At 52.8% G+C, this 13500-nt stretch carries 11 protein-coding genes and 1 riboswitch; of the genes, 7 read left to right on the top strand and 4 right to left on the bottom strand.

Annotation, left to right across the window (positions count from 1 at the left end):
- Window positions 1–392: 392 nt before the first annotated feature.
- Window positions 393–1760, bottom strand: a complete 1368-nt coding sequence (locus tag A3EQ_RS21505) for a YheC/YheD family endospore coat-associated protein (RefSeq protein WP_169382733.1) — start codon at window positions 1758–1760, stop codon at window positions 393–395.
- A 704-nt stretch (window positions 1761–2464) separates the two neighbouring features.
- On the opposite strand from A3EQ_RS21505, the gene A3EQ_RS0119190 reads away from it, so the two are divergent.
- The 4 genes from A3EQ_RS0119190 (at window position 2465) to A3EQ_RS0119170 (ending at window position 6601) form a co-directional block, all read left to right on the top strand.
- Window positions 2465–3556, top strand: a complete 1092-nt coding sequence (locus A3EQ_RS0119190; RefSeq protein ID WP_020156763.1) for an NAD(P)-dependent alcohol dehydrogenase — start codon at window positions 2465–2467, stop codon at window positions 3554–3556.
- A gap of 188 nt (window positions 3557–3744) precedes the next feature.
- A riboswitch (cyclic di-AMP (ydaO/yuaA leader) is annotated at window positions 3745–3877 on the top strand.
- 89 nt (window positions 3878–3966) lie between these two features.
- Entirely contained in the window at window positions 3967–4665 is a 699-nt protein-coding gene (locus A3EQ_RS0119185; protein ID WP_020156762.1) for a potassium channel family protein, read from the top strand.
- A gap of 11 nt (window positions 4666–4676) precedes the next feature.
- Window positions 4677–6020, top strand: coding sequence for a TrkH family potassium uptake protein (locus tag A3EQ_RS0119180; RefSeq protein ID WP_020156761.1), 1344 nt, complete (start codon window positions 4677–4679; stop codon window positions 6018–6020).
- 230 nt (window positions 6021–6250) lie between these two features.
- On the top strand, window positions 6251–6601 hold the full coding sequence (locus A3EQ_RS0119170) for a YlbF family regulator (protein WP_020156759.1): 351 nt from the start codon (window positions 6251–6253) through the stop codon (window positions 6599–6601).
- A gap of 538 nt (window positions 6602–7139) precedes the next feature.
- Here A3EQ_RS0119170 and A3EQ_RS0119165 read toward each other — a convergent pair.
- From A3EQ_RS0119165 to A3EQ_RS21500, 3 genes are read right to left on the bottom strand one after another with little or no spacing between them, the layout of a single operon-like run.
- Window positions 7140–7343 (bottom strand): hypothetical protein, encoded by a 204-nt coding sequence (locus A3EQ_RS0119165; protein ID WP_020156758.1) that lies wholly within the window; start codon window positions 7341–7343, stop codon window positions 7140–7142.
- Window positions 7344–7368: 25 nt separating this feature from the next.
- The gene (locus tag A3EQ_RS0119160; RefSeq protein WP_020156757.1) at window positions 7369–7866 is read right to left on the bottom strand and encodes a hypothetical protein; all 498 of its coding nucleotides are present in this window, start codon (window positions 7864–7866) and stop codon (window positions 7369–7371) included.
- A complete protein-coding gene (locus tag A3EQ_RS21500) occupies window positions 7853–8371 on the bottom strand; it encodes an RNA polymerase sigma factor (protein ID WP_081626280.1) in 519 nt (172 codons plus the stop codon). The genes A3EQ_RS0119160 and A3EQ_RS21500 overlap by 14 nt, the downstream gene beginning before the upstream one ends.
- 810 nt (window positions 8372–9181) lie before the next feature.
- On the opposite strand from A3EQ_RS21500, the gene A3EQ_RS0119140 reads away from it, so the two are divergent.
- The 3 genes from A3EQ_RS0119140 (at window position 9182) to A3EQ_RS21930 (ending at window position 13358) form a co-directional block, all read left to right on the top strand.
- Entirely contained in the window at window positions 9182–10918 is a 1737-nt protein-coding gene (locus tag A3EQ_RS0119140) for a DUF6044 family protein (RefSeq protein ID WP_051091442.1), read from the top strand.
- Between the two features lie 234 nt (window positions 10919–11152).
- Window positions 11153–12523: a class II fumarate hydratase gene (fumC, locus tag A3EQ_RS0119135; RefSeq protein ID WP_020156752.1), complete on the top strand. Its 1371-nt coding sequence runs from the start codon at window positions 11153–11155 to the stop codon at window positions 12521–12523.
- A 205-nt stretch (window positions 12524–12728) separates the two neighbouring features.
- Window positions 12729–13358 (top strand): hypothetical protein, encoded by a 630-nt coding sequence (locus A3EQ_RS21930; protein WP_020156751.1) that lies wholly within the window; start codon window positions 12729–12731, stop codon window positions 13356–13358.
- The last annotated feature ends 142 nt before the right edge of the window (window positions 13359–13500 follow it).

The raw sequence follows: 13500 nt of genomic DNA, 5'->3' as shown, positions 1-13500 counted from the left end.
GCCGCTCGAACGAAAGCAGGCCCCAGGCTTGGGTCCGGCATGGCCCCGGTTCGCCACGTTTTCCCTTATGGAAGCGATGTTGAACCAGCAGCAACTTTTTGCCCGGGAATTTCGGTTCGCCCGGCGCCGCAAAACGGGAAATCATTTCGAAAGAGGACCCCATCCGTTTCGCAAAGACGGTCATGCCGCTGCGGAGAGGCCGCAAACAGCGACGGCAAAGGAAGGGGCTTGTATCCGGCAAAGCGTCTTGGGCGCCGCGGGCGGGTTGCGAGATGACCGGGCACGGTTCGGATAAAGCCGCGGGCGATGTGCCTGGCCGCCGGAAGAAGTTACAAGATGACAAGACATCGGATCACCGGCCGGGATGCGGTCATCGCCCGTTGCGGGAGAAGTTACAAGGCCACGGGGCTCATCCCCGCTGTTTCCGGATGGACGATCGCCTCTTTGGCGAGATCGGCACAGAAGGCGAAAAGGGAGCGGTTGATTTCCTCCTCCAGCCCCTTCAATTTCCGGCTGGCGAAGACGGACCTGCCCGGCTTCGAATTCGCCTCAAACAGCCAGATTTTCCCGTCCTGGTCAAAGGCCATATCCAATCCGATTTCCCCGAAGATTCCATCCAGCTGTTTTTCCAAGGCGCGGCAAACCGCAAGCGCCGCTTCCGTCAGCTGGTTTTTCCGCACAGACCTTTCTTCTTCGTTTGGAAAAACCTCTTCCAGCGTTTTTGCTTCCCCGCCGGATAAAAGATGGGTAGTGGCGCTGTTTCCGCCCGTGCATTTGGCGATAATCGCCGTCGCTTTCCAATCTTTTCCGACCTTGTTCGCATGGATCCGGAAGTCCATTTCCCGGCCCCGGAAGCGCAAAAGGCGGATGCCCCGCTGGATCATCCAGTTGCCGTCCCGGCCGGCGAACAAATGTTGATAGATCTCTCCGGGGGAGGAAAACTTATACATCCGGTTTGTCTGCCCTTCGTCACGGAAGAGGCAAAGATATTTTTTTTCGTGGATTTTCCGGATCCGGAATACTTCGTTTCCATGGCTCCCGTTCGTCCCTTTCACATAGACGAAGCCGTATTCGTCCAGCATGGACGATAGGGAGCCTTGATCCTTTAAGAGAACCGTCTGGGGCAAATATTTTTTTGTCTCCGGGAGCTTTTCCAGCCGTTGATGGATTTCCATTTTGTTAAAAAATCCCGGGTTGAACCAGGGGATTCCATATTCGGAAACGATTTTTCGCTTCATGTCCCGGACTTCCTTCAGTTTTTCGACCTTCCGGTTGGGCAAACGGTCGTAGATCACGTTGGGGAGGGGAACGGCGATTTGCCGCCAATGTCCGTTCCGGCAAGTGTAGCCGTTGACCAGCCCCCTTTCCCAATCGATATGCCGGATGCCAAAGACGACCGAAAAAACCCCGCTGTTCTTCGCCGAAGCGATGAGCCTGGCGAAAGCTTCGGAACGGTCGTTTAAAGGGGAGATTTCCGACCGGGAAAAGCCGGCGGTCAATATGCCGAGAATCGGGCCGAGATACAGGGTCCGGTCGTGGACGAAAGCGGAAAGGGCAAGCGGCGGCTTCGGCAGATGCAGTTCCTCATACAACGGGCTGCTCAGCAAAATTTTCTTTTCTCCATTTTTTAACCTTTTGATGCCGACCCGGACGAAAACGGATCCGAAACTGACGGAATGCACATCTTCGCCGAAGGTGTCCGGCAAACAGACGACGGGGACATCGTGGGAAAACGGTTCGATCCGGTATACATTAACCATTGGAGAATCCAGCTCCTTTCTTTGGAAAATGGGGCGAGAAAACGAAATCCGGTTGGGCGAATGCCATATTTCATCATATGTGGGATCGAAGTTTTTCGTGCCGCCCGGTAAGGATGAAGGACGGGCGGTTCGTTGGCGGACTGCTTCGCCGGCCGGATCTCCCGGTATTCCCACGGGCGCATGTTTTTTCCGCATGGCTGATGGCGCGCTTGCCTGCCGCGGAAGGGCCGGAAACTCGACGCTCCGGTTGCCGTCCGTTTATGGGCAAGCGGAGCCGGGCCATTTCCGGAAAGATTTTTCCCGGGTACCATGGGACCCGTTCCGCCGGCCGCTCATTCCCTATCCTCCGGCCGCGATTTTTTCCATATGAAAGGCAGGACGCTCAAAATGGGGCCTCTGTTTTACATCCGGGGAAAGGATGAAGTCCAGGATTTTGTGTAAAAGAAGCGGGCGCAAAGCCGTTCCATTTCCGGAAGGCGATGTTCCCTTGACTGGGAGCAGGATTTTACACAAATGGGAGGACTTGATCCGGGGAAAGGGGACGCCGGAAGCCTTGGGCCGCCATCGTTTTGTTCAAAAAATGTTTGGAAACGCCAATTAGAAAAAGCGGAAGGGGGAATTGCATCGGCCGGGGACGGGGATTACAATAAAGATGAAGAATTTTCCATCATTTCAGCCGTAAAATCGAAAGGGAGGAAAGAATGATGCGAATCAAAGCGGCTGTCGTACATGACAAAGGGGAAAACTTCCGGATCGAAGAGGTGGAATTGTCCGATTTAAAGCGGGATGAAGTGTTGGTTAAAATCGTGGCTTCCGGGATTTGCCATACCGACGCGGTGGCCCGCGACATCGGCTTGACCCCCTTTCCCGCGGTGCTGGGGCACGAAGGGAGCGGAATCGTCGAGAAAGTGGGTCCCGACGTCAAAACCATTCGGCCTGGCGACCATGTGGTCATATCCTTTGCCTCTTGCGGCCAATGTGAGCACTGCTTAACCGGACATCCGGGAGCTTGCTTTAAAATTAACGAATTGAATTTTGGCGGAAAAGATGAAGACGGCGACTACCGGATTTTTCAAAACGGCCGGGGAGTGTCGACCTTCTTTGGGCAATCTTCTTTCGCGACTTACGCCATTGCCAAGGAAAGAAACGTCGTCAAAGTGGATAAGGATGTGGATTTGGCGCTTCTCTCCCCCCTCGGCTGCGGCATTCAAACGGGGGCGGGAACCGTATTGAACAAATTGAAACCGGCATTCGGTTCCTCGATCGCCGTTTACGGTTGCGGAGCCGTAGGCCTGAGCGCCGTCATGGCGGCAAAGATCGCGGGATGCAAGCATATTGTCGCCGTCGACATCCATCAAAACCGGTTGGAATTGGCGAAGGAATTAGGCGCCACCCACGTTTTGAACGGCAAAGAAGCGGACGTCGTAAAAGAAATCAAGGCCGTCACCGAAGGCGGCACCCATTATGCGGTGGAAACGACCGGCGTGCCCGCTGTCGTCCGGCAATCGCTCAAGGCTTTGCGGCCGTTGGGACAAACGGCGATCGTCGGTGTAACGCCGGAAATGACGATTGACGTCCATAACGAGATTATGGCGGAAGGGAAAACAATGATGGGCGTGATCGAAGGGGACGCGGTGCCGAAATTGTTCATTCCCCAATTGATCGCCTATTACAAGAAAGGGCTTTTCCCGTTCGACAAACTCATCCGTTTTTATGCCTTTGACGAAATTAACAAAGCCTTTGAAGACTCCGCCAAAGGCATTACCGTCAAACCGGTCATCAAAATATCCGCTTGAGGAACATCCTTTCGTCCGAAACTGGGACGGGGGCCTTCGTCCGCTCCGGGCAGGCCCCCGATTCTTTGCATTCGCGGCCTTAACCACCGATGTTTTCCGTCCGAGGCGCTCCCGCCGCAGACGGTCCGCTGTTGCAAGAGCGCCGGAGGAAGCGTATAATTCATTAGAAACTGAATATGTTAAAAAGACACCTGCAAGCGCTGAATTCCGTAAGGAAGCGGGGGACCCGCCGTTCTTGGGGTGAACCTCATGGGCCTTGAGGGGGGAGACTCTTTCTTCCTAACCCGTCAGCTAACTCCGCAAGCGTGAAAGAGGGGTGGTTTTTTTGTCGTGCACAGAAATCCAGCCCTTCTGTGCCTTTTTTATTTTGGATAAACTTGGAATGAGGAGACGAAGAAAAGGGGATTGAAATGAAACAAGCGAAACGTTCATTTCTGGTCATCGGCCTGGGCCGTTTCGGAGAAAGCATCACAAAAACATTGGCTTCCTTCGGTCACGAAGTGATGGCGATCGATAAAGATGAAACCAAAGTCAACAAACTGGCCGATTTGGTGACCCAGGCCGTCCAGGCGGATGCCACCGACGAAGATGTCCTGAAGGAACTTGGCGTCTCCAATTTGGACGAGGCCGTTGTGGCGATCGGGGATGACATTCAAGCCAGCATATTAGCCACCTTGATCTTAAAGGATATGGGATTTGAGCGGATTATTGCCAAAGCAACGAACGATTATCACGGCAGGGTGTTGGAGAAAATTGGCGCCGATGTGATCATTCAGCCCGAAAAAGACATGGGGGTTAGGGTTGCCCACAGCATTTTGTTCGGCAATTTTATTGATTTGATCGAGCTTTCTCCGGATTACAGCTTGGTTGAGGTTGCAGCTTCGCAAGCCATGACCGGCAAATCGTTAAAAGAATTGGATTTGAGGGCGAAATACGGCTGTACCGTACTGGCGATCAAATCCAAAGATGAAGAAAAGGTGAATATCTCCCCCAGCGCCGACGATGTGATCAAAGAAGGGGACGTTCTGTTTCTCGTCGGTACCAATCGGGATCTCAGCATGTTGGAACAAGAACTTTTGGGCGAAAGCCATGCCAGGAAAATCAGATAGGGGTTAAGTTTATGCGCGTCCGTGTATTTAATAACGATTTAAGTCCGCATCGAACCATGATATTCGGTTTTGCCGCCGTCATCCTGATCGGCGCCGTTCTCCTGGCCCTGCCGATCGCTTCCGCCAATTCCCGGAGCATCGGATGGCTGGACGCGTTATTTACGGCAACTTCCGCGGTATGTGTAACGGGTCTCGGTGTTTTGGATACCGGCTCCGACTTTTCCCTCTTTGGCCAGCTGGTCATCATGCTCTTGATCCAGATCGGCGGCCTCGGCTTCATGACCTTTGGCGTGATTTTTGCCGTCATGCTGGGAAAAAAAATATCTTTAAAAGACAGGATGCTCGTCCGGGAATCCACCAAGTCCATCAGTTTAAAAGGGGTCGTCCGGCTGACGATCGCCATCATTGTGATTACCTTCAGCTTGGAACTGATTGCCGCTGCCATTCTGACCCTGCGCTGGGCAGGGGAATTCGGATGGCAAAAGGCGGCATATCAGGCGGTTTTTCATTCCGTTTCCGCCTTTAACAGCGCCGGATTTTCTTTGTGGCCCGACAGTCTGAGCCGATATGTGGGGGATCCGGTCGTCAATTTGACCATATGTGCATTAATTATTATTGGCGGTCTTGGCTTCACGGTGCTGGTGGACATTTATGAAAAGCGAAACTGGCGCCGGTTGGCGCTCCATTCCAAAGTTGTGATTTTAACATCGTTCATTTTAACGCTAAGCGGTTTTCTCGTTATCTTTATTTTGGAATCTTTTAACCCGCAGACATTCGGCCATTTGAGCCCGGCTGAACGCCTGTGGGCGGCGTTCTTTCAGTCCGTCTCACCTCGGACGGCCGGGTTCAACACCATTGATACGGGCGCCATGATGAGCACGAGCTTATTGTTCACGATTTTTCTCATGTTTGTCGGGGCTTCGACAGGATCGACAGGGGGTGGGATTAAAACGAACACCTTCGCCGTCCTCATCATGACCCTTAAAAGTGTTGTCAAGGGACAAGAGGAGGTAACCGTCCTGAAGAGAAGGATTAATGAAAATATTGTCTTCCAGGCGCTGGCCGTTATCATTCTCTCCTGCGGCATCGTCCTGTTGGCCAGCCTGCTGTTGACCATTACCGAGAGCACGGCCCATCACGACTTTTTGGAGATCTTGTTTGAAGCGACGTCCGCATTTGGGACCGTAGGCTTGTCCATGGGGGTGACAAGTGGATTGTCCCCATTGGGCAAACTGATTGTCATTGCCACGATGTTCATTGGCCGTTTAGGTCCGCTCACCTTCGCTTTCGCCTTGGCGTTGAAGCCGACGAAATCCAAGATCCGTTACCCGGAAGACAAGATCCTCATTGGCTGAGCGTCCGTAATGTTGCTTTATCGGATGCCCCGGATGCGGGCGGCATGCGGGCATCCCGTGCGGGAATTTGTGGCGGATGGCCGAAAAGACCGCTTCCCGGAAGCGGAAATCGCGCATCCCCGGGTGCCGGAAGGATGGCTTTTCCCGTTTTCACGCCTTGCTTTTTTCTTCATAGTTTGTTATAGTAAATCGACTTGCAAATTTACGGAAAAATTTCTAGGAGGATCAGGATGCCGGAAGATATGTATGAGGTAGCCAGCCAATTGGGGAAAGCGATTCGGGAAAGCGAAGAATTTGCCGCCCTGAAGGAAAAATACGACGAGTTGCTGAAGGACAACATCGCCCGCAAGATCTTCGATGATTTCCGCGTTTTGCAGATGCGTCTTCAGGAGAAACAAATGATGGGCCAGCCGGCCTCCGATACGGAGCTCATGGATGCCCAAAAATTGGCCCTCCAGGTCCAGCAAAACGAAAAGATCCTTTCGCTCATCGAGGCCGAACAACGGATGGGGACCGTGATGAATGAAATCAACGAGATTTTTATGAAGCCTTTGGCGGAACTGTACAAAATATTGGAATAGCAGATACGGCGGCATAATAGGAAAAACTCGCCTTTCCTTTTATGCCGCTTGTTCGTTCGGCGGGCCGCGGCTTCCGGCGGACGTCCCGGAAGGGGATCGGCGAACCCCTGGCGCCGGCTGAAGGATAGGGCGGAATCTGAAGGGAGAAGCGCTGTTGCCGATATCGGCGATCGTGCTGTCTTCCGTTCGCCGAGGAATCTGAAGGGAGAAGCGCTGCTCCTTGAAAGGGCCCGAATTTCAGCCCCGGGCGGAATCTGAAGGATGCCGGGGAAGAGCCTCCATCGGGCGGGCACGCCCCAATCGGGGACGTCGGCCGGGGGCGCCTATGGAACAAAAAAGGTTTACACCGTCCGGGCAAGGCGGGCGCATGGGCGGACGGCGCATCCCTTATCCGGGCTTTTCCGGCGCTTCCGCCGGCAACCAAAGGTCTGTAGTGTGAAAATACGGTTGCCAAAATGGTTCCTATTCCGCGGCACGGGAAATCGGATTTTCCGCAATCATTGGGCTTCCGCCGCGGTTTCCCCGATTCCGAAAGGTTTCACGGCCCCTTTCTTCTCCGCCGAAGAAAGGGTTTTTTCATCGCTTTTAACGCGAAATGGATGCCCGCCGCCGCGGGCCATATGAGGAAAAGGGCCATGCCGAAAAACGCGGCGGCCGCTCCGATGCTGAAATACAAATACGCGCAGATCGCCAATAATATGACGTTCGCGGAAAACAAATTCTTGGCCTCGAACGGCATCATTAACCGTCATCCCCTTTTTAATTTTTTAATATCGCACAAAAAATCTGACCGCATCGTCAAAGAAGTAAATGACGAGGAGATCGATGATGAGGGTAATCCAGAAAATTTTTCCGTTTTTCATGAACCATGTGAACAACAATAAAAAGAAGGCCAAAGGGACATAAAAGATGACGAGGCTCGCGCGAAGGCCCTCGAATTGCAAGCCGTAAGGAACCGCCGGGGAAAAATGCCGGAAAAAATCGAAGGCGATCAGCCCGATGACAACCGTTCTTATGAAAAACAAAAACAGTGTCAAGAATTTTTTTAACAGGATCAGCTTTTTAAAGGGCTGAACGGGGAGGGAATCGTTTTCGCCGGCTTCCCGGGGGCCGATTTCGATTTTTTTGCTGGCGGTCAAATTCGTTCTGCACACTTCGCATTCCTCGGCATGTTTTTCAATCACCCGCTTCGCCGGGACATCCAAATCGTCGTACATGGGGATTAATTCCTGGCATAGGACATGAACTTCTTCAAAACCGGTCATCCTTATCCGCCTCCCGGAAATGTTTTAAAAAGCTCTTTCTTGCCCGAAAGATCCGCGTTTTTGCATTTTCCAAAGAAATTCCCAATAAGTCGGCGATTTCCTGATAACTGTAGCCGTAATAGTCTCGCGCGATAAGGACAAAACTGTATTCGCGGGGCAATTTTAACAGGATTTCCTGAATTTCTTTGCGCTCGGGGATCCGACTCGCCGAATATTGATCGATCAGCAGCCTTTCCATCATCTGGCCGTCTTGGAGCAATGACCGTTTTTTCTTCCGGTAATGATCGATCAGCCGGTTCCTCGCGCTGGTGATCAAAAAGCTTTGGATATTCCGGACTTTTAGCATCGTCTCGGGGTGCGTCAACAGGTTGGAAAACACCTCTTGGACGATGTCTTCCGCCAGCTGCCGATCAGGCGTCAAACGCAAAAGGAAATTCAGCATGTACCGGTAATGGGTGTTATACAGATCTTCGATGACTTCCATCGGGCTTCCATTATTCTTCATGGCACGATACCCCGCGAAAAAATAAGTCCATAATGAAGGGGGTTAGCCGGGCGGTATTTAAAACCTGCCAGCGCATCCCCCACGAAATAAATTTATAATCAAGACGATTAATGGCATGCAAAAGTTGCTCCCATCCTGTTTTTTCTTGGTGATCCGCGGGATTTTAAGCAAGGGGCCGTCCGCAAAGGCCGATCCGGCGCCTTTTGCCCGCGTCTTTTTTTCGCGAACGGATTAACTCCGACTGCTGGAGAGGGGGTTGGAATTTTGCGGACCGCCTCTTTTTTCTGTTACCGCACCTGTCCCGTGAAAAGGGAACCTTCGCTTTCCGCAAGCGGTCCGGAAGGGGCACACGTGCCAGGCGGCGAAGGGGAGAGGTTCGCTTTCTCAAGGGCGATGAACGCCGCTCCATTCAGAGTTCTCCGCAAAATGGAAAGGCTTTGCGGATGCGGTCAGAAACCCGCCTGCCCCGTCCGTTCAAAGTTCTCCGCAAACAGGAAAGCTCTTTCCGCCTCATGTTCCCCGGTTCCGGCAAAAACCGCCCGGCCGGTTTTTTCCGCTGCTGGTGCTTCCCTTTTCCTGCGTCCGTCGCTGCCCGGGGGTCCGAAAATGGAAGAATGATTTTGCCGAGAAGGGGAAAATTATGGAAAGAACCGGTCCGGCATGCCGGAGAGGAAAAGGAACTGGCGGGAACGATCCGGCCGCCCCGGGGCTTTCCGTTGACACGGGGCAGCCGTAACTCGGCCGTCCTTTCCCGGCGGACAAAGACGGGTTGAAGGGCCGGAACAACGACGAAACAGGGGACGGATAACGATGAAATCCAGCGAACGGCCTCCTATGCGGTGCAAGAGAGAATCCCTTTGGGCAGGGCTCGCCCTCGGCGTTATCCTGCTCTATGTCCTTCCTTATTATCTATTGGGGGAGGATTCCCACATCCGGGTCCATGACAATCTCGACTCCAACATCGCCTGGTATAAGGTGTTGGCAAGAAGCGGAAAACTGTTTGCCGGACCCGGGGCGGTCATTCCCCAGGTGATCAATGGACTGCCGCGGGAAGCCTACGGTTCGGAATGGACGGGGATCGTCTGGCTCAACGCCCTTTTCCCGCCGATGGCCGCCTACGCGGTCAACATGACGATAACACGGATTTTCGCCTTTTTGGGCATGTATCTTTTGTTAAAGGATCATTTCGTCAAAGAGCGGGGGGCGGCATTCATCCGGATCGGCGTCTCCCTCGCCTTCGCCCTCACCCCCTTTTGGCCTTCGGGGATGCTCAGCACATTGGGCCATCCCCTCGCCCTGTGGGCTTTTTTGAACATCCGCGGGAAGGATTATTCCCTGAAAAATTGGCTGACGCTCACCCTGCTTCCCTTTTATTCCAGCTTCGTCCTCGGGTTTTTCTTTTTCCTTGTGGGCATCGCTTTTTTCTGGCTGTACGATTGGATCAAAACGGGGAAAAGAAACCTCCCGTTTTTTGCGGCCATCGCCTGGATGACGGCGGTGTATCTGCTCATCGAATACCGGCTCTTTTATTCCGTCCTTTTCGGCGGCGAGCCGTTCCACCGGGTCGAGTTTGTTTCGTCACGGCATGATTTTTTCCGTACGTTCAAACTGTTTTTGAAAAATTTTCTCTTCGGCCACCACCATGTCTTGACCTTACATACCTTCGTCATTTTGCCGGTCCTTACGGCCGTGTTTCTCCTTCTGCTTTTCCAGAGAAGCAGGGACCGCCTGGAAAAAACCATCCTGTTTTTGGATTTGTTGAACGCCGCCCTTTCCTTTTGGTACGCCCTTTGGTTCAACAAAATTTGGCTGCCGCTGAAGGAAAATTTCGGGATTTTTACGGCCTTTAATTTCGCCCGCTTCCATTTCTTGCGTCCTTTTGTGATCTATTTCAGTTTCGCTTTGTCCCTTTATTTCCTTTGGAGAAAGGGAAGGAGATGGCGGGCTGTCGTTTATGGGCTGATCGTTGCGCAAATTTGCCTTCTGCTGCCCTTCCACGAAGAAGTTCTGTACGGCCGTTACTTCCGCAGCCCGTCGTTCAAGGCCTTTTACGCCCAGGCCCAGTTTCGGGAGATCGAGACCTTTATCGGGATGCCGAAGGAGACGTACCGGGTCGCCTCCCTCGGGCTCCATCCGGCGATCGCCCAGTACAACGGGTTTTATACCCTCGACACGTACAATAATCTGTATCCCCTTGCCTACAAACGGAAATTCCGGAAGATCATCGCCCGGGAATTGGCGAAGGACAAAGGCTTGCGGATCTATTTCGACGAGTGGGGAAGCCGCTGCTACCTGTTCGCCGCCGAGCTGGGGAAAAAATACGATTACCGGAAAGATTCGAATAAAGGGATCAAGAATCTGGAATTAAACACCGATGCCTTCGAAGAGTTGGGGGGACGCTTCCTTTTTTCCGCCGTGCCGATCGGAAACGCGGAAAAAAACCGCTTGCGGCTCCTCCGAATTTTTGACCATCCGGATTCGGCCTGGAAAATCTATTTGTATGAAGTCATGGGAAAGGAGAACAACGCCGCGGGGCAAACCGGATAGGAAAGCGGGAAAAATCGGCGCATCCGCCCTCCCCCAAAATTGCTTCCGTTGCAGCGGGCCATTCCCCGGAGAAGCTTCCCGTCGGGCACGGGGATTATCCCGCCGAAAACATATGTATAGAATGTTGCGAAAATAATAAAAATGCGGGAAATGCCTGTTAAGTCCTTGTCCATTCCCGATCCTGTGGTAAAGTAAAAGTGTATCCATATGCAGAACAAAAGGGGAGGATCAATTATGGAGATGCGAGTGGAGCGGGACACCCTCGGCGAAGTGCTGGTGCCCGCGGACAAATATTGGGGTGCGCAAACGGAAAGGAGCAGGCAAAATTTTCGGATCGGCGAAGAGAAGATGCCGCTGGCGGTCATCTATGCCTTCGCCCAGCTGAAGAAAGCGGCGGCCATTGTCAACCATAAATTGGGGAAGCTTTCGGAAGCGAAAAAAAATGCCATCGTCCAGGCCTGCGATGAAATCATCGCCAAAAAATGGGACGAACATTTTCCCCTCGTCGTTTGGCAGACGGGGAGCGGCACCCAATCCAACATGAACGTCAACGAGGTCATCTCCAGAAGGGGGAATGAGCTCCTCGGAAACAGCGGGGAAAAGATCCATCCGAACGATGACGTCAATATGTCGCAAAGTTCCAACGACACCTTTCCGACGGCGATGCACATTGCCGGATACACGGAAATCGTGGAAAAACTGTTTCCGGCCATTGAACAAATGATCGCCACCCTGAAGGAAAAAGAGGAAGAATACAAGGATTTGATCAAGATCGGCCGGACCCATCTCCAGGATGCCACGCCGTTGACCTTGGGCCAGGAAATTTCCGGTTGGCGGAACATGCTGGAAAAGGATTTGGCCATGCTGAAGCAAACGGCCGATTATTTGCTTGATTTGGCGATCGGCGGAACGGCCGTCGGAACGGGGATCAACGCGCCGAAAAATTTCGGGGAAGAAGTGGCCCGGCAATTGCGGGAACAAACGGGTTATCCCTTCCGTTCTTCGCCCAATAAATTTCAGTCATTAACGAGCCATGATGAAATCGTTGCCGTCCACGGCGTATTGAAAGCGCTGGCAGCCGATTTGATGAAAATCGCCAACGACGTCCGATGGCTGGCCAGCGGGCCGAGGAGCGGTTTAGGGGAAATCACGATTCCCGCCAATGAACCGGGAAGCTCCATCATGCCCGGCAAGGTGAACCCGACCCAATCGGAAGCGGTGACGATGGTCGCGACCCAGGTTTTCGGGAACGACGCTGCCATCGGTTTCGCCGCCAGCCAAGGAAATTTTGAGCTGAACGTGTTCAAGCCGGTCATCATCTATAATTTTTTGCAGTCGGTCCGGCTTCTTGCCGACTCGATCCGTTCTTTCCATGACCGATGCCTGGTCGGATTGAAGGCCAATGAAGGCAGGATCAAGGAATTGATGGAGCGGTCCCTGATGCTCGTGACCGCCCTGAATCCGCACATCGGCTACGAAAAGGCGGCGGAAATCGCGAAACTTGCCCACAGGGAAGGCATTTCCCTGAAGGAAGCGGCGCTGAAAACCGGCTACGTCACGGAAGAGCAATACGACGAATGGGTGGATCCGAGAAAAATGGTTTGAGCGGATTCGCGGCCTTGGTTCGGCCGGAGCGAAAGTTTCCCGCCCGACTCCCGCCCGGGGCATTCCGGGGTGGGAGTTTTCTATTCTTCAATAAAAGACTTCACCGCCCCGATCGCCGTAAAGGTTTTCAACCCCAATTTTTTGTTTACATATTTGTAAACAACAGTATATAATAATGTTAACAAGATAAAAGGGAGTTGAAACCATGGACGATTATCGGAAAAGATTGTTCAGAGGGGCGAAGGTGGAAGATTGCATTTTGTTTTTTGAAGAAAATGCCCGGAAAGCGGGAGAACATAAAAACGAAGCTTCTGATGATTACGAGAAGGGGTTTTGGGAAGGGAACAGGCTGGCTTACCAGGCGGCGGCGCAAAAACTCCGCTGGGATTTCGATTATAAAAAGGATGAATGGGAACAAGAGATAACGAAGAAGGTTCATCATCTGATCGAAGTGATTGACCGGATGGAACAATCCGCCAGGGATCAGGCTTCCGCAGGGAAGGCGAAGCTTTTGCGGCAGGCGGAACCGAAAGCCGGTGCGGTTTTTCTGGAGAAGGTCCGGGAAATTCCCGAAGCATATATGAAGGGCGTCATGGAAGGCATGGCAACCACGTATCGGCTGGCCGCGGCCAAACTGCGTTCGGAATTGGAGGCGAGGGAAGGGACGGAACGGATCGGGGAAATTCTGAAGGATTGCGTCCGGGATTTTGAAAGGGACGCAAAGATATACGAGGGGAATGCGGAAAAAACGGAAGATCTCTTCAGCAAAGGCTTCTTGGAGGGATCATACGCCGCCTGTCAGACGGTTTTAAAACAATTAAAATTGGAGCTATAGCGGAAGGAGATCCCCGGATTTTCCCGCGCAAAACCGAAACGCCCATTTGCCGGGATGGGACGGGACTTGCAATCATTCTGCACTAAGTTTTCAGAAGAACCCCTGTTTTTTCCCAAGGACCGGGCGGGAGCCGCCTGGCGGT

This window comes from Caldibacillus debilis DSM 16016 (genome assembly GCF_000383875.1).
GTDB lineage: Bacteria > Bacillota > Bacilli > Bacillales > Caldibacillaceae > Caldibacillus > Caldibacillus debilis.
This window is presented reverse-complemented; position numbering and strand designations above follow the sequence as displayed.